The sequence below is a fragment of the Mucilaginibacter sp. 21P genome (genome assembly GCF_019331605.1).
Classification (GTDB): Bacteria; Bacteroidota; Bacteroidia; order Sphingobacteriales; family Sphingobacteriaceae; genus Mucilaginibacter; species Mucilaginibacter achroorhodeus.
Map to the genome: position 1 here is coordinate 4,332,138 of NZ_CP063061.1, position 22,349 is coordinate 4,354,486.

Annotated in this window: 20 protein-coding genes and 1 tRNA gene; 11 read left to right on the forward strand and 10 right to left on the reverse strand. The window is 43.0% G+C overall.

Annotated features, from left to right (window positions below; all coding sequences use genetic code 11):
- Positions 1 to 96: 96 nt before the first annotated feature.
- On the reverse strand, positions 97 to 1,140 hold the full coding sequence (locus tag INP83_RS19310; protein WP_219125557.1) for a sterol desaturase family protein: 1,044 nt from the start codon (positions 1,138 to 1,140) through the stop codon (positions 97 to 99).
- 223 nt (positions 1,141 to 1,363) lie between these two features.
- Between INP83_RS19310 and INP83_RS19315 the strand changes: the two genes are divergently transcribed.
- Positions 1,364 to 1,987: a tetratricopeptide repeat protein gene (locus tag INP83_RS19315; protein WP_146273402.1), complete on the forward strand. Its 624-nt coding sequence runs from the start codon at positions 1,364 to 1,366 to the stop codon at positions 1,985 to 1,987.
- Here the strand turns inward: INP83_RS19315 and INP83_RS19320 are convergent.
- Together INP83_RS19320 and gpmI are read right to left on the reverse strand one after the other, a co-directional pair.
- A complete protein-coding gene (locus INP83_RS19320) occupies positions 1,984 to 2,538 on the reverse strand; it encodes a hypothetical protein (protein ID WP_219125558.1) in 555 nt (184 codons plus the stop codon). The two genes, INP83_RS19315 and INP83_RS19320, sit on opposite strands and share 4 nt — an antisense overlap.
- Complete coding sequence (gpmI, locus tag INP83_RS19325) at positions 2,525 to 4,078, reverse strand: 2,3-bisphosphoglycerate-independent phosphoglycerate mutase (RefSeq protein ID WP_219125559.1); 1,554 nt, start codon at positions 4,076 to 4,078, stop codon at positions 2,525 to 2,527. Before gpmI ends, INP83_RS19320 begins: the two co-directional genes overlap by 14 nt.
- A 69-nt stretch (positions 4,079 to 4,147) precedes the next feature.
- Here gpmI and INP83_RS19330 point away from each other — a divergent pair, with 69 nt between their 5' ends.
- The 5 genes from INP83_RS19330 (at position 4,148) to INP83_RS19350 (ending at position 7,928) form a co-directional block, all read left to right on the forward strand.
- Positions 4,148 to 4,540, forward strand: a complete 393-nt coding sequence (locus INP83_RS19330) for a DUF4783 domain-containing protein (protein ID WP_219125560.1) — start codon at positions 4,148 to 4,150, stop codon at positions 4,538 to 4,540.
- Positions 4,541 to 4,587: 47 nt separating this feature from the next.
- A complete protein-coding gene (gene nadC, locus INP83_RS19335; protein ID WP_219125561.1) occupies positions 4,588 to 5,430 on the forward strand; it encodes a carboxylating nicotinate-nucleotide diphosphorylase in 843 nt (280 codons plus the stop codon).
- A gap of 104 nt (positions 5,431 to 5,534) precedes the next feature.
- Positions 5,535 to 6,182, forward strand: a complete 648-nt coding sequence (gene plsY, locus INP83_RS19340) for a glycerol-3-phosphate 1-O-acyltransferase PlsY (protein WP_146273407.1) — start codon at positions 5,535 to 5,537, stop codon at positions 6,180 to 6,182.
- A gap of 6 nt (positions 6,183 to 6,188) precedes the next feature.
- On the forward strand, positions 6,189 to 6,992 hold the full coding sequence (locus tag INP83_RS19345) for a M48 family metallopeptidase (RefSeq protein WP_146273408.1): 804 nt from the start codon (positions 6,189 to 6,191) through the stop codon (positions 6,990 to 6,992).
- 183 nt (positions 6,993 to 7,175) lie between these two features.
- Positions 7,176 to 7,928 (forward strand): YqjF family protein, encoded by a 753-nt coding sequence (locus tag INP83_RS19350; protein ID WP_219125562.1) that lies wholly within the window; start codon positions 7,176 to 7,178, stop codon positions 7,926 to 7,928.
- Positions 7,929 to 8,007: 79 nt separating this feature from the next.
- Here the strand turns inward: INP83_RS19350 and INP83_RS19355 are convergent, their stop codons facing one another.
- The 3 genes from INP83_RS19355 to INP83_RS19365 all read right to left on the reverse strand — a co-directional run bounded on the left by INP83_RS19355 (position 8,008) and on the right by INP83_RS19365 (position 12,664).
- Positions 8,008 to 9,270 (reverse strand): anthranilate synthase component I family protein, encoded by a 1,263-nt coding sequence (locus INP83_RS19355; protein ID WP_219125563.1) that lies wholly within the window; start codon positions 9,268 to 9,270, stop codon positions 8,008 to 8,010.
- A gap of 92 nt (positions 9,271 to 9,362) precedes the next feature.
- Complete coding sequence (locus tag INP83_RS19360) at positions 9,363 to 10,340, reverse strand: IS110 family transposase (protein WP_146273464.1); 978 nt, start codon at positions 10,338 to 10,340, stop codon at positions 9,363 to 9,365.
- Positions 10,341 to 10,756: 416 nt separating this feature from the next.
- Complete coding sequence (locus INP83_RS19365) at positions 10,757 to 12,664, reverse strand: amidophosphoribosyltransferase (protein ID WP_219125564.1); 1,908 nt, start codon at positions 12,662 to 12,664, stop codon at positions 10,757 to 10,759.
- Positions 12,665 to 12,728: 64 nt separating this feature from the next.
- On the opposite strand from INP83_RS19365, the gene INP83_RS19370 reads away from it, so the two are divergent.
- The 5 genes from INP83_RS19370 (at position 12,729) to INP83_RS19390 (ending at position 15,309) form a co-directional block, all read left to right on the forward strand.
- On the forward strand, positions 12,729 to 12,926 hold the full coding sequence (locus INP83_RS19370; protein WP_219125565.1) for a hypothetical protein: 198 nt from the start codon (positions 12,729 to 12,731) through the stop codon (positions 12,924 to 12,926).
- Between the two features lie 432 nt (positions 12,927 to 13,358).
- Positions 13,359 to 13,844 carry a hypothetical protein gene (locus tag INP83_RS19375; protein ID WP_219125566.1) on the forward strand — a complete coding sequence of 162 codons (486 nt, stop codon included), beginning with the start codon at positions 13,359 to 13,361 and terminating at the stop codon, positions 13,842 to 13,844.
- Between the two features lie 71 nt (positions 13,845 to 13,915).
- Positions 13,916 to 13,987 (forward strand) — tRNA-Ser (locus INP83_RS19380).
- Positions 13,988 to 14,053: 66 nt separating this feature from the next.
- Positions 14,054 to 14,290, forward strand: coding sequence for a hypothetical protein (locus INP83_RS19385; protein ID WP_219125567.1), 237 nt, complete (start codon positions 14,054 to 14,056; stop codon positions 14,288 to 14,290).
- Positions 14,291 to 14,520: 230 nt separating this feature from the next.
- A complete protein-coding gene (locus INP83_RS19390) occupies positions 14,521 to 15,309 on the forward strand; it encodes a carbon-nitrogen hydrolase family protein (RefSeq protein ID WP_219125568.1) in 789 nt (262 codons plus the stop codon).
- A 126-nt stretch (positions 15,310 to 15,435) separates the two neighbouring features.
- Here INP83_RS19390 and INP83_RS19395 read toward each other — a convergent pair whose 3' ends face one another.
- From INP83_RS19395 to INP83_RS19410, 4 genes are all read right to left on the reverse strand, one after another.
- Positions 15,436 to 17,403, reverse strand: a complete 1,968-nt coding sequence (locus tag INP83_RS19395) for an amidohydrolase family protein (RefSeq protein ID WP_219125569.1) — start codon at positions 17,401 to 17,403, stop codon at positions 15,436 to 15,438.
- A 146-nt stretch (positions 17,404 to 17,549) separates the two neighbouring features.
- Positions 17,550 to 18,857, reverse strand: a complete 1,308-nt coding sequence (locus INP83_RS19400) for an ammonium transporter (RefSeq protein WP_219125570.1) — start codon at positions 18,855 to 18,857, stop codon at positions 17,550 to 17,552.
- Positions 18,858 to 18,943: 86 nt separating this feature from the next.
- A complete protein-coding gene (locus tag INP83_RS19405; RefSeq protein ID WP_219125571.1) occupies positions 18,944 to 20,455 on the reverse strand; it encodes an NADH-quinone oxidoreductase subunit N in 1,512 nt (503 codons plus the stop codon).
- Positions 20,456 to 20,458: 3 nt separating this feature from the next.
- The gene (locus tag INP83_RS19410) at positions 20,459 to 22,336 is read right to left on the reverse strand and encodes a mucoidy inhibitor MuiA family protein (protein ID WP_219125572.1); all 1,878 of its coding nucleotides are present in this window, start codon (positions 22,334 to 22,336) and stop codon (positions 20,459 to 20,461) included.
- Positions 22,337 to 22,349: the final 13 nt, after the last annotated feature.

A 22,349-nucleotide genomic window follows, 5' to 3' on the forward strand; every position in this document is an offset into this window, starting at 1 on the left:
CTACATCGCTTACTTACAGCCACTTACATAAACATACGATAATGACCAGCCCTACAGTTTTATCGCTGGGAATGAAAAAAAGTCAGTGATTTAGCATTAGGTGCTTATCATCGGGCTGTTTTGAGGCGCGGTTTCTTTTGGATCTGCTTTATGTTTTGCGAGGTCTTCGAAATACTTCTTGCGAACCACATGGGTCATTTTATGGTCGCCGGTATGGCTCCACCCTGGTGGCATAATCACATACATCACCTTGTTTTTGATGCCTGGAGCGCGGTAAACATCTTTTGCTAAGGCGATGATCTCGCCAAAATACGCATCCAAAAAGCTGTTCTTTATCATCGGCCTGCTTATGCCATATTCAATCGGGATCGTGATATCCTCCTCGTGATAAGTGCCAAAAGCCCTGTCCCAGATGTTGAGCAGATTACAAAAATTAGTATCCATGTAAACCACGTTGCGGGCATGGTGTACCCGGTGATGTGATGGTGTAAGAATGATTTTATTAAGGAAACCTAAGCGGCCATCTTTAACAATATTCTCGCCCACGTGTATCAGCGTTCCCCAAAAACCATCTATAAACATGATAACGAATAACACCGCAGGATTTACGCCCAATAAGATAGCAATAGACGTGCGTATAAAATCGGCATAAGGCGCTTCCAGGAAAAAGTGGGCATAACTTACGGCCAGGTTCATATCCTCTGGCGCATGGTGCGTGGAATGCAGGCACCAGAACAAACGGATCTTATGTGCAAGAAAGTGATACCAGAAATGGGCAAACTCCCAAATAATGTAGCTGTAAATAAACCAGTACCAGGTAAACGTAGTTTTAAAAAGAGCTAGCGGCAAAAGCCATTTAATACAGAGGCCAACCAACCCAAATGATATCACGCGGCCTACAAAGGCATTAAGCACATAGGTCCAGAAAGATACCTTGTAATTGATAACCTTAAAACGCTTGTAAAAGGCAGCGCGAATGATCTCGAATAAAAGCAGAAATGGGATAATAGGACCAAGTAACGACAGCATCCCGTCATAGGTTAAAAATTTGCTGTAATTACCGGAGCTTACAATGTCCAGCAATCCGCTCAGGTTCCAAAAACCCTTAAAGTTGTCTACTATTGCTTTTAAAAAATCCATAATCGGCCAATTGGTTGCAGCAGGCTTGCTTATATATTAACGTAATTAACTAAGAAATAACATTTAAAACAACACTTGACTGGATTATTTTAAAAATACTATACTTGCTTTTAGATGCTTTTAAGTTCAGGAAAATTGTGTGAACAAATAAATGATCAAAATTTAATTAGCACACATACTAAAATGTTTTATTGTTAGTTATTGGCTTATACGCGTAAACTAAATGAGGCTAACTGCTGTCATCTCTTTAATCCTATTTACATCCATCGAGTCATCGGCGCAAAACGCCTATGTTAAAATGGGGCAGCAGGCGTTTTTGGATGGCAACTTTAAAGCCGCTGTAAAACAGCTTGAAAAGGGCTGTATGATAGATTCTACCAACGCCAATGCCTATTGGATGCTGGGTTACTCATATTATCACAGCCAAAACTACCGCAAATCTATCACATCGTACGACAAGGTAATTTTCATTAATCCTACGGATGCATCGGCTTATTACTACCGTGCGCGCGCCAAAGGTTACATGGGTAAGGATACCTACCTGTCTCCGGCCGAGCGTGAAAAATATTTGTTAGGTGCCATCTTTGACCTCACCAAGGCTATTGCCATAGATCCCTCCGAAAAAGGTAAATGCCTGCAAACACGTGGTATTGCTTACCGCGAGTATGCCGAATTTAAGCTGCAGCCAAATACACACAGCTATGACAAGCCGAGAGCCATTAATTCTTTAAAAGCCTCCATAGCGGACCTGGAAAAAGTGATAAATGACAACCCTAACCGGGCAGATATCGCTACGCTTATAGAGCTGTCTAAAGAGAAATTGGCAACCGCCGTTGGCCATCACTAAAAATTGCCTTTTACCCGGTAATCATTAGCGCCCATTACTTTAACCTGCTGTTTTTTATCAATTGAATAATATTGGCCTGGCAGGTAAACGAGCCTCTCTGAAGTGTTGTAAAGAAAATTGTGCGTATTGTTAACAATGGTAACTGCCGTTATTTTATCTCCCTGCTTTTTGATTACGATCTGGCGCGTTTTTAATTCTGAGTCGTTAGCAGTGTAAACCGTGCTATCAGCATTGTTTTTTACCGTATAGCTATTGCGCCATGCGGGTTTATTGATATCGCTTTCTGCAAAAAGATTAAGTTCCTGCTGCCAGGCTTTAACGTGCACTTTTTTGCTTTCGCTTGTGCCATTGTGCGAAACAGACTTAGTTACTTCGGGGTCAAGTTTCACAAGCCGGGTGGCTTCCTGGTTAAAATAGCCTTTAATATCAAAGTATTTAAGCTCGGCACCGGTCTCTTTAATTTCCGGCTTGTTACAGGCGTAGCCACTGCCCAAAAGCAGCAGCACGCTTGTATTTAATATCGTTTTTCTGACGGCTTTATACCAATACATTACCGGTCATTTCTACAGGGATAGGTACGCCTAAAAGCGTAAGTACGGTTGGGGCTATATCACCTAATTTACCATCTTTTACCTGCTTTACATCGTTATCTATCACTATACATGGTACCAGGTTGGTGGTATGTGCCGTGTTAGGCGAACCATCTTCGTTTATCATATAATCGGCATTACCATGGTCGGCAATGATGATGAACGAATAACCGGTTTTTAAACCCGCTTCAACCACGGCCTGTGCGCAGGCATCGGCTGTTTCGGCAGCTTTTACCACGGCTTCAAAAACACCTGTGTGGCCCACCATATCTGTATTGGCGAAGTTTAAGCATACAAAATCAGGCCAGCCTTGCTCCAGTTCGGGGATGATGGCATCACGTATACCCTCTGCACTCATCTCGGGCTGCAGATCATAAGTTGCCACTTTAGGAGATGGCACTAATAAACGTTTCTCACCCTCAAATTCCTTTTCACGCCCTCCTGAGAAGAAGAACGTTACGTGCGGATATTTCTCTGTTTCGGCAATGCGGATCTGCTTTTTGCCTGCACTTTCTAATACCTCACCTAATGTTTTGCTTAGGTCATCCTTACGGAAAACCACCTGTACGTTTTTAAATGTCTCATCGTATGAGGTCATGGTAACGTATTGGATATCCAGCGGCTTCATATCATACTCCGGGAACTCCCTTTGTGTAAGTGCCTGCGATATCTCCCTGCCCCTATCGGTACGGAAGTTAAAGCAGATCACCACGTCGCCGTCTTTGATAACAGCCACAGGCTCGCCATCCTCATCAACCTTTACAATCGGTTTGATAAACTCGTCAGTAACACCTTCGGCGTACGACTTTTCTATCGAAGCCAAAATATCATTAGTTGGTGCGCCCTCGCCTTTAACCATCAGGTCATAGGCCAGTTTAACTCGCTCCCAGCGATTATCGCGGTCCATTGCATAATATCTTCCAACTGCCGATGCCAAACGTGCAGGCGAATCGGCAATATGGTGCTCCAGGTCGGTAATAAACTTTAATCCGGAGTTAGGGTCGGTATCACGGCCATCCAAAAAGGCGTGGATAAACACCCGTTCCAGGTTCAACGCTTTGGTAGCATCAGTCAAACCTTTTAAGTGATTGATGTGCGCATGTACACCGCCATCACTCACCAGGCCTATAAAGTGCAGGTCTTTATGATTTTCCTGCGCATATTTGAAAGCGTTAAGGATGGTCTCGTTCTGCACAAACTCGTTGTCCAGCACCGCTTTGTTGATACGGCCAAGCTCCTGGTAAACAACACGGCCTGCACCCAGGTTCATGTGGCCTACTTCAGAGTTACCCATCTGCCCTTCCGGCAAACCTACTGCCAGGCCCGATGCTTCTAACTTAGAGTTTGGATATTTAACAAGCGCCTGATCAAAGAACGGCGTGTTTGCGGCTACTATGGCGTTTGAGGCATCGTTACGACCGTAACCCCAGCCATCAAGTATAATTAATACAACTTTTTTATTATCTTCCACAATGCAAATATAAAAGCAACGTTTAAACATTAAACTTAAACATCACCTTTTTTATTGGCGGTGCAACCTTTTAGTGTTTTCAATGTCTAAATAGATCAAATGAAATTACGAAACCTGCCATTACTTACCCTCTTGTTCCTACTGCCCGCAGCAGTGAAGGCAGGCCCCATTGAAAAAATAGCCGAATTGATAAAACAGGGTAACGCCCATGAAATAGCCACTTATTTTGCTGGCAGTGTTGATGTCACCATCGCAAACGAAGCGGGTGTTTACTCAAAGGCGCAGGCGGAGATCATGCTGGATAAGTTCTTTAAAGACAACAAGGCCCATACTATTAAACTGGTGCACAAACTTGTGTCAAACGCCAATTATAACTATGCCGTGCTTGTACTTAGTACCGATAAAGGCAAATACCGCATAGCTTACACGCTTAAAGAGAACGCTAAAGTGATGGAAATCATTGAGATGCGTATTGAAGCCGAAAAAACCTAATTAATTGCTGATTGTTTTTACTTTTGAAACGCTAAAAAGTAAAAAGTTTGGACAAGGAAATTATACACAAATTTATTGTAAATGCCTTAAGCGAAGACGTTGGCGATGGCGACCATACGTCACTCGCTACCATTGAGGCAGGTACACAGGGTAAAGCTAAATTATTAGTAAAGGATACCGGTATACTGGCCGGTGTTGAGCTTGCCGAGGAAATTTTCCGTGAGGTGGACCCTAACCTTAAACTGAATATTTTTTTAAGAGATGGTGCCGAGGTAAAACCAAAAGACGTCGCGTTAGAAGTTGAGGGCGATGCCCAAAGCATTTTAAAAGCCGAGCGACTGGTGCTTAATTGCATGCAGCGTATGAGCGGTATTGCTACGCGTACCCACGACATTGTGAAGCTTTTGGAAGGCACCAATGCCAAAGTACTGGATACGCGCAAAACTACTCCTGGCTTGCGTTATTTGGAGAAATGGGCTGTGCGCATAGGTGGCGGTGTAAACCATCGCATTGGCTTGTACGATATGATACTGATCAAAGACAACCACGTGGATTATTCCGGCGGTATACGCCAGGCTATTGAGAATGCCAACAGGTACCTGCGGCAGACCGGCCGTAAGCTTGTTATTGAGATTGAGGTGCGTAACCTTGACGAATTAGAACAAGTGCTGCAAACCGGCAATGTAAACCGAATTATGCTGGATAACTTTGATTTTGATACCCTGCGCCAGGCCATCAGTATGATCAACGGGCGATACATCACAGAAGCATCAGGCGGTATCACTATTGACAATATCCGTGATTATGCAGATTGCGGTGTGGATTACATATCGGTTGGCGCGTTAACACATTCTGTAAAAAGTTTAGATCTGAGTCTTAAAGCTGTTTAAATTTCGCTGTAGTAATCTTTTTAAGGGCGGTTTTAAGAAACATCAGTAACATTATAATAACTATATTGCAGTTATTAAGGGCAAATTAATAATATTGTAGGCAGATGCTATCAATCTACTCGATTTCGGCGCTTATTCTTGCTTATCTATTCGGTTCTATACCAACAGCAGTTTGGATAGGCCAGGCCTTTTACAATATCGACGTAAGGGAATATGGCAGCGGTAACGCCGGTGCTACCAACACCTTTAGGGTGCTGGGGAAAAAAGCCGGCATACCCGTAATGCTATTAGATATATTAAAAGGCTGGACGGCCACTAACCTTGCCTACATTGTTGGCGTTGGCACAACAGGTGCTTTTCATTCCGTTGCATTTACCAATCTGCAGCTTGCACTGGGCGTAGCAGCAGTAATGGGTCATTTGTTCCCGGTGTTTGCCGGTTTTAGAGGCGGCAAAGGTATCGCAACACTTTTTGGAATGATATTGGCTATTAACCTGCCGGCCGCTTTACTCTGCGTATCCGTATTTATTGTAACATTGCTAATAACACGCTATGTGTCGTTATCATCTATATTGGCAGGTTTTATCTATCCCATCGGTGTAACATTTATTTTTCCGGTGTATGTAAAATCAGTCATAATATACGGTATGTGCATATTTATACTGGTATTAGTGACACATCAAAAGAATATTGAGCGCTTATTAAAGGGTAAAGAGTCAAAAGTTAACTTATTTAAGAAAAAAACAGCCTGACACCCTATGAAAAATCTAAAACTCACACTCGCCGCAGCCATCACAGCTGTAGGCCTTTATGCTTGTTCAACAGTTCCGTTAACAGGCCGTTCACAATTAAGCCTGGTAAGCGATAGCGAAGTAAACCCTGCCGCTGCAGCCAGTTACAGGCAATTATTGTCTGATCCCAAAACCAAAGTAGTTAGCTCCGGCTCTGACGCCCAAAGAGTAAAAGCTATAGGCGGCAGGTTGGCCAACGCCATTGAGCGCTATTTGCAGCAAAACGGTTATGCAGATAAATACCAGTTTGCCTGGGAATTTAACCTGATACAAAGCCCCGAAGTTAATGCCTGGTGTATGCCCGGCGGTAAAGTGGCCGTTTACAGCGGCATATTACCTGTAACCCGCACCGATGCAGGTTTAGCTGTAGTTATGGGCCACGAGATAGGCCACGCCATAGCACGCCATTCTGCTGAGCGTTTATCGCAGCAATTAGCCTTACAAACCGGCGGTGCAGTAGTTGGTGCAGCAACAGGTAATCAATCATCAACCACACAAACAGCCATCAATACCTTGTATGGTGTTGGCGGACAATTAGCTTTATTAAAATACTCACGCGCACAAGAGTCTGAAGCTGATCGCCTCGGCCTTACCTTTATGGCTATGGCGGGTTACAACCCTAATGAAGCTGTAGCCTTTTGGCAACGTATGGCAGCCCAAAGCAAAGGTGGCGCACAACCCGAGTTCTTGAGCACTCACCCTTCTGATGCTACCCGTATTGCCAATATACAACGGTTAATACCGGAAGCTATGAAATATTACAAACCATAATTTATAATATTTAATAAATAAAATAACAAGGCCGCGAAGTATGAACTTTGCGGCCTTTGCGTTTGATAACCCAACCTTCATTTGTACTAATGAGAAAGTCGCGCTCAACCGCTCTCCTTCGGACAAGGGTTTAGTGAGAGAGGCTTTTAAAACACTAATCCATTAAACAGGTTAATAACTGATATGGCATCTGATTCACGTTTTCTTACTGCTGAATGGCGAAACCTAATTATGCTGAATTATGAGGTTGATCCTGCCATTTTAAAACCTTACTTGCCTGCTTACACCGAGATAGACCTTTGGGAAGGCAAATGCCTGGTGAGCATGGTAGGCTTCATGTTTAAAGAAACACGTGTATTGGGTATTAAATGGCCGTGGCATGTAAACTTTGAGGAGGTTAACCTGCGTTTTTACGTGCGGCACTACGATGGCAAGCAATGGAAACGCGGGACGGTTTTCGTGAGCGAAATTGTTCCTAAAAAAATGATCGTACTTATCGCTAACAATCTTTACAAAGAACATTACCGCGCATTGCCTATGCGGCATTCGGTTACCAAGGCCGGGCCGGATCACACCAACTTTCTTTACGAGTGGAAACTAAACGAGCAATGGAATAAAATAGGTGCTACAGTGCGCAACAGCTTAAAGCCCATATTACCCGGCAGTGCGGAAGAATTTATTTTTGAGCACTATTGGGGTTACAATAAGTTAAGCTACACCAAAACCATGCAATACCAGGTTGAACACATCCGGTGGCAGGTAGCAGAAGTGCACGATTATGTTTTTGAAGCTAATATCAAAGAATTATACGGCGAAGCATTTGTGCCATATCTAAACGTTAAGGCTTTCTCCGCTTTTTGGGCCAACGGCTCAGAGGTTGCTGTAAAAGTAGCAGACAAGTTGTTTTTTGCGCCAGTGTTGCCAGATGGATGGTAACATGAAATGTGGGTCAGAGTTTGTCGAAGACCTATCAAAATCACGAGTGGTTCGACGGGCTCGCCATAACGCGATTAATCTAAGCATTCCCCAGCACCTCAAATATTGCTTTTGCTTTTAACATGCATTCATCGTATTCCTTTTCAGCATCGGCGTGGTAAGTTATTGCACTGCCTACATGGAAAGATAAGTATTGCCCGGCAGCGTTATATAGCAACGTGCGTATCACTACGTTAAAATCAAAATTCCCGTCGGGACTAAAATAACCAATGGCGCCGGAATAAACGCCGCGCTTGCTGCGTTCATAACGTTCCATCAATTGCATGGCGCTCACTTTAGGTGCGCCGGTCATGCTCCCCATAGGAAAGGTGTTTTTAATAGCCTGGATATCGCTTACATCGTCCCGCTTTTCGCATATTACGGTTGATACCATTTGATGTACCTGTGCAAAGCTTTGTATCCCATAAAGCTCTTCGGTCTTTACGGTTCCTTCTTTAGCCGAACGAGTAAGATCGTTACGGACCAGATCGACAATCATTACATTTTCCTGTAACTCTTTGGGGTGATTGCGGAGTTCTTCTATCAGGCTTTGGTCAACCAGCGCATCCTCATCACGCCGGGCGGTACCCTTGATGGGTTGTGATATCAGTTTGTTGCCGCGTTTGGCTAAAAACCGCTCCGGCGACGCACACATCACATAATTATCGCCCCATTTAAAAAAGGTTGAAAATGGCGTTGGCGAAACTGCTTTCAATTTATCATAAACAGCCAGGGGATCAATTACAGCTTCTTGGGAGTAAAACTCCTGGCAAAAATTAGTTACGTAAATATCACCGCGCGCAATATGCTGCTTTATCTGCTCTACCGATTCTATATATTCGTTTTTGGAAAAGCGTGGTTTGAAATTAATGGATTGCTGATGTTTGGCATGTACGAGTTCGAATCTCGTTCCGGACACAAACAGCTCAGCCACATCTCCGCCTTCAACCGTAACCTCGTCACCCTTAATTAAGATGATTATCTCCGGAACGAAAAAAAACAGGTCAGGAAAGTTCAGATGATCCGGATTATTTGAGTTGAGCGCTTCTATTTCATTTTTAAGGTCATAGCCAAAAAAGCCCATCAGCCAGCCGGGATTAGCGGCTTTAAAAGCTTCCAACTGCGCAAAGGAATCACCAGCACTCGCTTTCAGGTGCGCTTTAGCCCCGACAGCGATCAAAGTATCAAATTTGCCATACGCATCACTAAACTGGTGGCTATCCATATAGCAGCAGGTATCAAAACCCGCAGCCCATTGCAGGGCTTTCTGTTTAAACGAAGCGATATCGGCAACCTTAGTCATCAGCCAGCAAAAATAGTTAAGCAATGGTGAATGCGGCGTGTTGGTTGGCGTTTATTTTATGATTTTGTGATAATGTAGAGTCAGTCTGATTTCTATGACAAAAGCAAACTGATTTGATAGGGTTGCTGTTTTTTAATGACGGCAAATATTCTGTGAACGATCTTGTTCCTGACAGCGTTCAATGCGCTCATTCGGTTCTTGCCTTCAGCTACTTTACGTTGGTAGTAATGCTGCAGGTCATTTTTAAGTCGGATAGCACTCATGGCAGCCAGATGCAGTACAGATTTGATCGCTTTATCAGCATACGTTGATACCTGGTGCCGTCCCCTTATCGAAGTACCGGAACTATTAGCAAAGGGGACGACGCCACTATAACAAGCCATCTTTCTTGCCTCTGTGATCAGTTCAAAGCCTTCTGTTTTGGCAAGCATCATCCAGGACAATACTTTGCCAACTCCCGGTACAGAACGGATCAGGTTCACCTGCGTGTCCATTTTTTCATCAGCACGAATGACCATTTCGATATCTGTCTCTATCTTTTTGATCTGCTTGCCAATCAGGGCAAGTTGTTCTTGGTTCATTTTCAACAGATATTTGTATATGCCCAGGTGTTTCATCTTGGCGTAGTCATGCTGTTGTTTAAGTAGCTGAACTTTGGTTTTGATCCGGCTGTTACGCTCGGTAAGCAGGATCTTTAGTTTCTGAATGGTTTGAGAGGATGGTTTCCATTGCGGAAGCTCTGCATGGCTTTTCTTAATAAAGGCTGCTATTCTTACTGCATCTATCTTGTCGTTCTTTCCTCTGACAAGACCCAGGCTCTTTTTTAGATGCAATGGTGGTACAACAAAGATGCGATGCCCCGTTTCTTTGAATGCTTCATATAAGTTCCAATTGTAGCGACCTGTATTCTCCATACCGATGATCAGTTGTTCTTTGTAAGAACTGAAGAACTTTTTGATGCTCTTTACCTCATTCTTGATAACAAATGATAATTGCCCCTGTTCGTTACTTACACAGATATCCAATGTCGCGCTGCTCACATCGATACCAACAATTGTTTGCTTTTGCATAATTTTGTCTTGAAGTTTTATTGATCGGGATCATCAACATACTCAACTCCTTGATAATGGGTCTCCAGCCCGAATTTCTATTTGAGTTTCTTGTTGATGAAAAGGGGCAGGGTCTTCTTCAGATTATGAGCCATTAGCTCAGAGCCTAAGTCATAGTTCACCCTGCCTCCTCGCGATCTTTTATCCTACTAAAATAATTATGCAAATCTAAAGGAGCTTGTCGAAGACCTATCAACGTGACGAGCGGTTCGACAAGCTCACCATGAAACAAGTAGCGTCAGTCTGAGCTTGTCGAAGACCTGTCAGAGCGATGAGTGGTTCGACACGTTCACCATGACCAACGGAAACAAAAAATCCCTCTCCGCAAACGCGAAGAGGGATCGTATATTTATTCCCCTTTAGGGGGATAGGAGGCATTACATGTAAGCTCTCTGGTTGTTACCTTCCATCCAGTTAACAAAGGCACGGTTAACTACCTTGTTACCACCAGGAGTTGGGTAATCGCCGCTAAAGTACCAGTCACCCAGGTGATCAGGGCAGGCTTTGTGCAGGTTATCTAAAGTTTGGTAAAGCACATGCACTTCGGCTTTTATATTCGCCGGGGTAATGATCCTTGCAATGCGGTCTGATATTTCCTGATCGGTAAAGGGTGCATAAATTGCCTTCACGTAATTTTCTACGTCTTCTTTAGGCAGGTCACCGCTTGCTTTACACTTGTTGTAAACATCAATGATAACATCTTCCTTGCCCTGTTCTTTTAACAGGCTGACAGCAGCTTCAAAGGCAACGAACTCGCCCATGCGCGACATATCTATACCATAACAATCCGGGTAACGGATCTGTGGTGCAGATGAAACCACCACTACCTTTTTAGGGCCAAGGCGGTCTAATATTTTCAGGATACTTTGCTTTAAAGTAGTACCCCGTACAATAGAATCGTCAAGTACAACCAGCGTATCGGCATCGCGTTTTATCAAACCGTAGGTGGTATCATAAACGTGTGCAACCATTTCGCTGCGGTCGGCATCCTGGGTAATAAAGGTGCGAAGCTTAACATCCTTAATGGCTATCTTTTCTACACGTGGTGCAAGTGCCAAAACCTCTGTTAACTCTTCCTCGCTAATTTTATCGTCCCTATTCAGGAGCCTGTCGCGCTGATATTTTTTTATGTATTTGTGTATGCCTTCAACCATCCCGTAGAACGCTACTTCGGCAGTGTTAGGGATATATGAGAATACCGTATTTTTTACATCATTATTCACTACATCCAATATCTGCGGACATAGCAAACGGCCCAGTTGCTTACGCTCGCGGTAAATTGAGCTATCGCTGCCGCGCGAGAAATAGATACGCTCAAACGAACATGATTTTTTCTCTTTAGGTTCGCTAAACTGGTCTTCGGTTACTACACCGTTCTTTTTAACGATCAGCGCATGGCCGGGTTTAATTTCCTTAATGGCCTCAACCGGGATATTGAAAGCAGTTTGTAAAGCAGGGCGTTCTGAAGCCGCAACTACGATCTCATCATTCTGGAAATAATATGCCGGGCGGATACCTGCCGGGTCGCGCATTACAAATGCATCCCCATGGCCCATGATACCCACAATGGTATAACCACCATCCCAGTTTTTGGCAGACTTTGTTAATATTTTGGCCACGTCAAGATCATTCGCTATCATTTTACTGATCTCGCGGTTATCATTCATGCCCTCGCGTTTGTACTGATCGAACAAGCCTTGGTTCTCTGTGTCCAAAAAATGGCCTATCTTTTCCAGAACGGTAACGGTATCAGCCTTCTCCTTGGGGTGCTGGCCAAGCTCGTAAAGTTGTTGCAACAGCTCATCAACATTAGTCATGTTAAAGTTACCGGCAATAACCAGGTTACGGGTCATCCAGTTGTTCTGGCGCAGAAAAGGGTGGCAGCTCTCAATACTGTTTTTACCGTGTGTACCATAACGCAAATGGCCCAATAACACTTCGCCGGTAAAGCTTACGTGCTCTTTGAGCCATTCGGTATCAGCCATTTTTTCAGGCATCTCCTTCTGTATATCGGCAAACTTCTTCTGTATGTATTCAAAGATGTCGGCCACAGCGTTTGATGCCATCGATCGGTGTCGGCTTATATAGCGTTTACCAGGCTCTATATCCAGTTTAATGGTAGCAACGCCCGCACCGTCTTGCCCGCGGTTGTGCTGTTTTTCCATTAAGAGGTAAAGCTTGTTTAATCCGTACAGCGCAGTGCCGTACTTTTTCTGATAGTAAGAGAGTGGCTTTAGTAAGCGGATAAATGCCACACCGCATTCATGTTTAATCTGATCGCTCATGATTGGGGATGAGCACGCAAATTTACTACTTTAATTTAAATTGCGTTTAAACGCATGTCATTAAATGGTACTTTTTTATGATCTTGATAATTTGGATGGTGACCCCGGACAGATTCGAACTTTCGACCCAACAGTTAAGATACATGGCGTTGCCTGCGGCCCGCGCTATCCGCTCATACGCCTGCAGGCATTAGGCTCAGGGCCGGTATACGCTGCTATCACTAACGCAAGATTGTCTGAATCAGGATTTATAGAATTTTAGAATTGACACCATAACTAAATCAAGTACACAGGCGGCACGCGTGCGCCAGCGGAAGACCCATGAAGATTTATTTCAGAGACCTACCGCTTAGAAGGCAGTTGCTTTTCCAGCCCGTGGTTCTGCCTGATTTGCACAGCAAAGGCCTTGTGCGGCAAAGAAGCCTCTTTGCTGACTTGAATTTTTGCTTCTTTTGTTTCAAGAGGTAACTATATACAACTTAAAACATGTTAGGATGTGAAAAAAATAAACGTTAGCATATTGAAAGCGCATGGCTATTGTTAGTATTTGAAAGTTTCTTTAAAAGTAAAGGAAAATACTTGTAAAGCAATATGCGCATAATTATACAAGTACATTTAAATACTTGTGATTTATAAGCCAAAATATTTGGATATTTACTTGTAATAAAATATCTTTGATTTACAAATCAGTCGCATGTCAATAACACTACAATTAAACAACGAAGAAGTAGAAATACTACTGTCCAAGTATCTGAAAGATTTAGTGGAAATAGATGCTCAATTAAATGAGCTTGAGAAAAGAAAATCTATTGTTAAGGAAAGAATAGAGTCATTTTCAGCTAATAAAAATGTAACTATGCCGACTCTCTCTCGTCCTTCTTCTTTTTCATCAGTTAAAATTCCAAAATTTAAAGAATTAGGTTATGATTTTAGATATAATACGTTGAAAAAGAAATTAAAACGAGTATTTGAAGAGGTCGATAAGGAAATGTCTACGGGTGAAGCTTTAAAACATTATTTGGTAATGTTCCCGTCTGAAAAATCAAAAAACATCAACACATTAACGCAAAGCATTTCAAAGGAGTTAAATAATGGAGCAAGGGATAAAGTGGATTATTATAAATCAGAAATTAACAAAGATGAAAACGGTAAAACAAGGTTCGGGCTTTTGCTCAATTAAATAAAAAAAATCCTCTTGCTCAGTCGCCAAACATTACAAGAGGATTTAAGAAATATCAATTTTAAGATATAGCCCCAGTAGTTCAACGGATAGAACACGTTCCTACTAAGCTCGCGATTCTGGTTCGATTCCAGACTGGGGCTCTTTTCTTAGCTCAAAGGTAAGAAATAATTATTTGTATTGTCAAGTGTTATATTAACTACAAAATTATGTTTAAAGGACTTAAATTTACTGTTGACGGCAAGGATTATACCGGCAACATCAAAGGAGGTGTAGAAGCCATGGCGCAAAGAGCCATCGTGAAACAAATTGAAAACCGTCTTGGCTCGTTGATTAATGACGTTAAACGCGAGGGAGGGGCAATCAATTTCGATTTACAGACTAATAGATTAAGCATTAATAATTGTTCACAAGAACTTATAGACAAAATCAAAGCTACATTTTAATCGCTTTTTAATCTCCCACATCGTCTAAGTTGTTGCAGTTACTTTTCAAGAAAAGAAGTAGACCTTGCGGCAATGAGCATACTAACGTTAATTAATGGCAAATACCTAAAAAGGAGTATGCGCGAAATAAATTCGGCATTATGTTTTGGACGGATCAGTGTTCACGGTGTTCACAAGTGTTCATGGCGTGAACGTGAACACTTGTGCAGGTTTTTGTTAAATTTACATGCATGAAAATTGCCCTTGCCACGCCTCACTTCCCCAAATCAATTGCCGACGGATTAGATAAAGTACAGCAACTTGCTGCCGAAGCTGCTAAGCAGGGCGCTGTTATCGTTTGCTTCCCGGAAACGTTTATCCCCGGCTATCCGTTGATAGAAGCTGACGTACCAAAACCATCGAAAGCGGAACTTAGCGAAGCGCTTAGTAAGGTTTGCGCGATAGCAAAAGCCAATAACATTGCCATTATTATTCCAATGGATTGGTACGAGGGTGATCAGTTTTATAACGTGGCCCAGGTAATATCAGCCGAGGGCGAAGTATTAGGTTACCAAACCAAGAACCAGTTAGACCCATCTGAGGACCAGCAATGGCAGCCCGGTACCCAGCGCCATCTATTTGAGGTGGGAGGACTGAAATTCGGTATCACCATCTGCCACGAAGGTTTCCGTTACCCGGAATCAGTGCGTTGGGCAGCGCGCGAGGGGGCGCATGTGGTGTTTCACCCCCACCTAAGCGGCAGCGACGTAAAAGGCAAACAAATAACAGAATGGTGCAGCCCGGGCAGTCTGTATTACGAGAAAGCTATGATGATGCGTGCGCTGGAGAACACCATCTATTTTGCCAGCGTTGGTTACGCCATGAAATACCAGGAATCAACCTCCGCCATTATTGCTCCTGATGGTGAATGCCTTGCCTACCAGCCGTACGGTCAAGAAGTTGTAATTGTTGCTGAAATCGAACTTGAAAAAGCAACCGGCTTTTTAGGCAAACGGTTTAAGGCTGATTTGTATCAGTAATATAATTACAACCCGCTGATCGATTCAGGTTTTCAACCAGCTCAGGCTGACAATACCGGAGTCATTGATAGCCCCTCGAACCTTTATTTCTTAAGCTCGCCTTCCAACTTATGATTGCCGGTTATATTATTTACTAAATCCTACCATCTTATGTAATACGTAAGGGTTGTAAACCTTGCCACCTTTAATCACCACTTTTACGTTTCTAACTGCGCTGATATTATTAAGCGGGTTTCCATCAATAATAAGGATGTCGGCGTTTTTGCCCGTGCTGATGGAGCCTGTCTTTTGTTCAAGGCCCATCACTTGGGCCGGTATTAGCGTAGCTGTTTTCAATGCTTGTGCAGGCGTCAGTCCTCCTTCTACATATAGCTCTAACTCACGGGCCACACTAAATCCCGGGAAACCCATATCCGTACCAGCCACAACGGGTACACCGTCATCATATAACTTTTTCACCAGCACTTTCATACTATTTAACATAGGCATTAGCATGGCATGCGTGGCAGAATCTTCTCCAGTATTGGCAAATTGCGTTTGCAGTGGCAAAGGCAGCGTATAAAACGCGGGTTCCATTTTTGTAATGTCACCTTTAACATCGCGCAGGGCAAGGTCATAAACACCAATAGTTGGGTCAATTACGGTTTTGTGGTCTTTAATGAATTTAATGTTGCCCTTACTAACAGAATCATCAAAGTTGATCGAACGATCCTTATTTCGTTTCATCAGGCTGTAAACGTACTGGATATGGTTTACCATATTCATACCGGAATCTACCCCACCTTTAAGCGTCATCCCGTTAGGAATGTGGCCGGTTACGGTGAAGCCCTGCTTATGTGCCTCGTCGCATATCACCTTTAAAATAGCCGGTTTTATCGAGCTGTAAATTTTTATCTGATCAAATCCTTTTGCCTTATAAGTGTCAACGGCTTTTACGGCTTCTTCTTTTGTATCAGCTTGGATAATCCCTAACGACATAGGGCCTTTGCCATCAATGATACCGGCCATCAGTATCTTAGGACCAATGCCTTTGCCGGCATCAATCGCATTTCTAATAGCATCAATAAAACCCAGTTCGTTTCCGCAATCTCGTACGGTTGTTACCCCTGCTGCGAGGTAAGCAGGGCCCCATTCGGTCTGTTCAAAATGGGCGTGCATATCCCACAAGCCCGGCATAATGGTTTTTCCTGTAGCATCTATGACGGTGGCACCTTTAGGGATAGCGGTGCCCTTTCCCATACTGGCGATCACACCGTTTCTGAGGAGCAAAATATCACTGGGTACAGATCTACCATTTTCTACATCAATGATGTTTCCACCTTTTATAGCAATAATACCTGAAATCGCTTTTTGTGGCGATGCAGCTTTTGCAAAAGCTGCCATGCCATAACCGGCTGCGCGATTGATAAACTCAGGCAGCAGGCTTTCATATTCCTGGCGCATCATTTCGGTTTTGTCGCCTTCAGCATCAATGGTGAGAATGCAGATCAGTTTGCCATTGGCATCCGTCCAGACTAATTCATTTCCCCAAATCAATCCGCTTATGAGATACCGGTTAAAGGTTAACTGTTTGCTGTTAAAAGACAGGTTATCTGTCCCATCCTTTCTAATCTGCAAAGCACCAAAAGGCAGTGTTGTGATATTAGCCGGCTGCCTTTGCTTATTCCAATATTGCAACAACAATTGCTGCACGGTAGCCGGTGAATAACCTGCAATAGGGAAAGTATTAGGCGCAATAGTTTTAGTTTGTGATGATCCATTTACCTGCACAATAGCCGAGTTACCTTTTATGGCGATCGAGTCATTAACTGTTGAAAATCTCGAAGTATTACCTTTGATTCTGAGTTCGATAGGATCTCCAACAGGATTTACTTTAATGGTGGCCTTTAAGGGAACGGGCGAGCCCCTGTCAACAAATTTAAAATCAACCACATACTTTTTCTGATCTCTGTAATTGTAAACCTTGTAGGTTTCCTTGCCTATGTTTTGCTGAAACTTGTGAAGCAAAAATACGCCGCTATCGGCAGGTAGTTCCTGCGCATAGGTTTGACAAACGATACAAGACAAAAAGATCAGGAAAAGCAGCTTTCTCATTGCGGGTTGGGTTTAACCAAATATAAGAAAGTGGCCCAAGGTATTGATGCTGCATTTGAGAATATCGGGTAAAAAAAAGAAACGCGAAGTATCGCGTTTCTTTTCAGATATTTTGTCAAGTGCGATACATCGCGTTGCCCAAATCCTTACAATTTTTCTCCGTGCTGGCTGATATCCAGGCCAAGCTCCTCTTCTTCTTTTGAAACGCGCAATGGTGATATCATGTTGGTGATCTTAAGCAACACTACCGAACCTACAAAGGCGAATACTGAGGTTGCTATAAGTGCCACCAACTGGATCAGGAACAAATGCGTGTGACCGAAAAATAAACCATCGCCGGTTGTATTATTTGGATTTACATTCTGACTGGCAAATACGCCGGTAAGCATCATACCAACCATACCACCAACACCGTGGCAAGGGAAAACGTCGAGGGTATCATCTATAGAGGTACGTGTACGCCATTCAACTACCAGGTTACTTACCACTGCCGATATAATGCCGATGGCTAATGAATGTGGTACGCTTACAAAACCTGCCGCCGGTGTAATAGCTACCAAACCTACAACAGCGCCAATACAGGTACCCATGGCAGATGGCTTACGCCCACGCAGCATATCAAAAAATATCCAGGTAACGCCTGCTGCTGCAGATGCTGTTGTGCTCGTAGCCAGTGCAGTTACCGCCAAGTGGTTGGCGCCAAAGGCCGAGCCTGCGTTAAAACCAAACCAGCCGAACCATAATAAACCGGTACCTATCATTACATAGGTGATACGCGCGGGCGAGTGGTTTGCCTCATTACGACGCTTAAGGAACAAAGCCGACGCCAATGCTGCCCAACCTGCCGACATGTGTACGACAGTACCACCTGCAAAATCCAGCACACCTAATTTAGCTAAAATACCATCCGGGTGCCATGTGGCATGGGCCAATGGTGAGAATATGAAGATAGAGAACAGTATAAGGAAGATAATGTAAGAATTGAAACGGATCCGTTCTGCAAACGCACCGGTAATTAGTGCCGGGGTTATAATGGCAAACTTAAGCTGGTACATGGCAAACAACAACAGCGGGATGGTTGGTGCTAACTTCCAGCTGGCGTTCCCCAGCATACCCTTCATCATAAAATAAGTGGTTGGATTACCAATAACACCTCCAATACTATCGCCGAAGGCCAAACTAAAACCAAAGATTCCCCACATTACAGTAATGATAACCATACACACAATACTTTGCAGCATGGTTGATATTACGTTCTTTTTGTTAACCATACCACCATAAAAAAACGCTAAACCGGGTGTCATGATCAAAACCAGTGCGGTTGACATTAACATCCAGGCAATATCGCCGGTATTGAAGTTTGGATTTGCTGTTTTATCGAATTCAACAGACGGGAAAATAAACGTTAAAGCTAAAATAACGAGGAGTACACCAAAAGGAAAGTAGCGTTTCATGTTTAAATTGGTTTCGTTTGGTTAAAACGGCCTCAATTTATATATTTTATCAATCTAAACACAAAAAAATTTAAAATATTGAAATTTTAAAGCAGTTTGGTTAATAAATGCGGAAGAATACCAAATATAATTAGCAATAATGCAATTATAGAAGAAAAAACTACTAAATTAGTCGATTTCACAATTTCGTTAGGAACAATCTCAACCCGTTTCAGGAAAAGGTTCAAAGGAATTTTGATATAGTAGAATAAACCTACCACCGTGGTGACCGCACCGGTCGCCATTAAGGCCATTAACCAAGTGTTGTGGGTTTGCTGATAAACGTCATACACTGCAGAAAACACCAAAACCTTACCTGTAAAGCCAGCACTTATAGGGATACCGGTTAACGAGATCATTACCACAACAAAGCCAACTGATATAACCGGGTATTTAAACCCAAGTCCTTTATAATCGCTGATGTTGGTGATATCCTCGTTGTTTTCAAAGTAATTTGCCATCATTAATGCAGCAATGTTTGCCAGGCCGTATACAAAAAGGTAATAGGTTAATGCGGATAAGCCGGTAGCACTAAAAGTCACCACTGCCATTAACGCAAACCCGGTGTGCCCTATACCAGAGTAGGCCAGCATCCTTTTCACACTATTTTGCCAAAGCGCTGCAAAATTGCCCGCTATCATGGTGATGATGCCTGCGGCAGAAAGAACAATTCTTACATTAACAGCCGCCCAATTACTGGTTGTGTTGAGTACTATTAGCGGCGTAATAAAGTTAACCAGCAAAGCAAAACCTGCAATTTTAGGCAGCGTGGATAAATAGGCTGTAACAGGCGTTGCCGCCCCCTCATAAACATCGGGCACATAAAAGTGCACCGGCACCGCCGATATCTTGAATGCTATGCCCAACAAAATTAAACCGGTAGCAAATGCAGAACTTATACCACTTACATGCAAGAGCCCCTGCTGCATTTGCGAAGAAAAAATATCAAGCGTACCGGTGAACGAATAGAGCAATGAAATACCATACAACATCACCGCCGATGCTGCTGCACCAAACAACACGTACTTTAAACCAGCCTCGGTGCTTTTGGCATTGCCACTGCGGTAAGCAGCTAATAGGTACGATGCGATAGACACCATCTCTATGGCCAGATAAATGCTCAGCAAGTTAACGGCCATGATCATTACATGCAAGCCCAGCAACGACCCGGTTACTATGGAATAAAGATCGGAAAGGCCTTTAGTGTGTTGCTTTAACTTGTTGTCCCAAGTAAAAAACATCAGCAGTATAAATGCCAGGACGTCTGTGATCAGCTTAAAACTGATAGCCGGATGGTGCAACATTAGCATACCATTAAAAAGGCGAACGGTAGTATCAGCAGGCAACGTTGCCTGCTGACTTAGTACCTGTAATATCACCAGTAACATACCACCGGTAGCTACCAGGCGGCACATTTTAGCAGAGCGCTTTCCGAATAAAAGATCTGTTACCAGCACCACAACAAATAACGCGGTAAGGTAAAGCTCGGGCACAAAGTAGTGCAGGCTTTGCAGAACGTTATCCAGTTGTGTAGTGATGTTTGGTAAAAGATCTTTCATTAACTATTGTACAATTACTCCCGAGTTTTTAGGGTATTTAACCTGGTATTTTATGCGCAGCTTTTTTTCGTCCTGCGAGTTTAAATTGATTGCGTAGGACAGCTTGCCCGTTTCTTTATCCAGTTTGCCGCCGCTTACTTCCTGCTGATCTACTTCGATACCGGAATTTTGTGAGACCGGTATTTGGTCTTCGATCAGCAGATCAACTGGTTGGCTCTTTCGGTTCTTAATACTTATCAACCAATCACGTGTTTCCTTCCTGTTTGAGCTCAACGCCTGCTTTTCTGTTAGGTCTTTTTGCAAGGTACGGGTTACTATAATATTTTTATCAACGCCTAATGATAAATTAAGGGTATCGTTAGTGGCATTGACATCAATCAGGGATTTACCGATGAATGTTCCTTCAAAGAACAAGTTAGCCTCACCGGATAAGAAATTGTATTTATTCCAATCTGTTAATTGTGCTGTAAGGAAAACATCGGTACTTAATTTGGGGGCGCTGTAATATTGGTAACTTGCTTTTGTATCTATATCGTTGATAGCAACCGAATACTGTTTGCCATCACTTGGGATGCTGTATGGGTTAGCAATATTAAATTCTACATTGGTTTGATTTTCAGTTTGTTGAACCTCAACAGGGTTTGAAGCTGCGCTACTGTTGCCTTTAATCTGAATCGTCATTCCCGCTGCTTTTCCTTGCAGAGATTTCTCTATTCTCTCTGAACTATATGCCGCAACTACCACTTCGTTTAATTGATTTGCAGATGGTTGCAGAGATATGTTCATTACTGTGGATGTTACGGGCCTCTCCTGTTGTTCGTAACCTAAAAAACTATATTGCAGGATTGCGCCGCCATTTGGAATCTGTAGCGAATAATTACCGCCGGCATCTGTAACCGTGCCTATTGATGTACCTTTCACTTTCACGGAAACCCCAGGCAAAACACTTTGGTTATCTGCCACCTTACCTTGCACCCTTGTGACAGAGGACTGCTGCCCGGCATAGTACATATTGTAATTAAGAAAATAAGGTTTAAGCTCGGGTTTGCTGCCGCTGATAGTTGGGTTGCCGGTTGATAGTGTAAGCTTTATATTTTTCCAATCTTCGCCGCTTTGCTGGGTAACGTTCGCTTTATATGAAATAGAAATAGGGCTATTTACATCTTTAGCTCTGATGTCATAAGTTGGATACCAGCTTGCATTATTTACGAGGTAAGTTAACTTAAAAGCCGATTGTACAGGCGCCTTGGCACTTACTGTAACCAAAATATCGCTGGTGGCGTCGCTATTACCTTTGCTCTTTAATATATCTGCAATTTGCTTATCGTAGCGTTGTAGTTGTTTGTTTAGTTCCGATATCTGATCGTTAATGGCCTGCTCCTTCTTTTTATTTTCGGTAAGCCTTGCTGTTTGGAAATCCAGTGCTTGTTTGAGTTTCAAAACATCCAGGTTTGCGTTTTGGCCGGTGATGGTTTGGTTTTTCACCAGCATATTATATTCTTCCTGGTTAATGTTAAGTGATGCGTTAAGCAGGGTCATCTTATCATGCAGTTTTTTCTGGTCTGCCTGTAATCCTTCTATCTGCTTTTGCTTGTTCTGCAGGTTCAGGTAATTCATCTCATGCTTAACCGCCAATATGGTAAAATTACCAGCACCTTTAACCTGTATGCTTTGTACATCGATGTTTGGTGATATATTTTCAAAAACAAGCGTTGATGTACCTGCCGGGATGGTAGTCAGTGCTGTACGAGTTACCTGTGCCCCGTTTAGAAACAGTGTTACTTTTTGTACTTGAGAAATAATTTTTTGCGAATCGTCTGCTGATGCGATGCCTTTTAAAACGATTAAAAGGCAAGTGATAAGTAATAACTTCTTAGTCATGATATTCAGATTT

Bases quoted from the DNA above. Each gene is read 5' to 3' on its own strand.
- INP83_RS19370 (WP_219125565.1), top strand. From the start codon at position 12,729: ATGGTACTTTTTTATGATCTTGATAATTTGGATGGTGACCCCGGACAG.
- INP83_RS19330 (WP_219125560.1), top strand. From the start codon at position 4,148: ATGAAATTACGAAACCTGCCATTACTTACCCTCTTGTTCCTACTGCCC.
- INP83_RS19365 (WP_219125564.1), bottom strand. From the start codon at position 12,664: ATGAGCGATCAGATTAAACATGAATGCGGTGTGGCATTTATCCGCTTA.
- INP83_RS19320 (WP_219125558.1), bottom strand. From the start codon at position 2,538: ATGTATTGGTATAAAGCCGTCAGAAAAACGATATTAAATACAAGCGTG.
- gpmI (WP_219125559.1), bottom strand. From the start codon at position 4,078: ATGTTTAAACGTTGCTTTTATATTTGCATTGTGGAAGATAATAAAAAA.
- INP83_RS19390 (WP_219125568.1), top strand. From the start codon at position 14,521: ATGAAAATTGCCCTTGCCACGCCTCACTTCCCCAAATCAATTGCCGAC.
- INP83_RS19375 (WP_219125566.1), top strand. From the start codon at position 13,359: ATGTCAATAACACTACAATTAAACAACGAAGAAGTAGAAATACTACTG.
- INP83_RS19355 (WP_219125563.1), bottom strand. From the start codon at position 9,270: ATGACTAAGGTTGCCGATATCGCTTCGTTTAAACAGAAAGCCCTGCAA.
- INP83_RS19345 (WP_146273408.1), top strand. From the start codon at position 6,189: ATGAAAAATCTAAAACTCACACTCGCCGCAGCCATCACAGCTGTAGGC.
- INP83_RS19400 (WP_219125570.1), bottom strand. From the start codon at position 18,857: ATGAAACGCTACTTTCCTTTTGGTGTACTCCTCGTTATTTTAGCTTTA.
- plsY (WP_146273407.1), top strand. From the start codon at position 5,535: ATGCTATCAATCTACTCGATTTCGGCGCTTATTCTTGCTTATCTATTC.
- INP83_RS19385 (WP_219125567.1), top strand. From the start codon at position 14,054: ATGTTTAAAGGACTTAAATTTACTGTTGACGGCAAGGATTATACCGGC.
- INP83_RS19350 (WP_219125562.1), top strand. From the start codon at position 7,176: ATGGCATCTGATTCACGTTTTCTTACTGCTGAATGGCGAAACCTAATT.
- INP83_RS19315 (WP_146273402.1), top strand. From the start codon at position 1,364: ATGAGGCTAACTGCTGTCATCTCTTTAATCCTATTTACATCCATCGAG.
- INP83_RS19360 (WP_146273464.1), bottom strand. From the start codon at position 10,340: ATGCAAAAGCAAACAATTGTTGGTATCGATGTGAGCAGCGCGACATTG.
- INP83_RS19395 (WP_219125569.1), bottom strand. From the start codon at position 17,403: ATGAGAAAGCTGCTTTTCCTGATCTTTTTGTCTTGTATCGTTTGTCAA.
- INP83_RS19405 (WP_219125571.1), bottom strand. From the start codon at position 20,455: ATGAAAGATCTTTTACCAAACATCACTACACAACTGGATAACGTTCTG.
- INP83_RS19410 (WP_219125572.1), bottom strand. From the start codon at position 22,336: ATGACTAAGAAGTTATTACTTATCACTTGCCTTTTAATCGTTTTAAAA.
- INP83_RS19310 (WP_219125557.1), bottom strand. From the start codon at position 1,140: ATGGATTTTTTAAAAGCAATAGTAGACAACTTTAAGGGTTTTTGGAAC.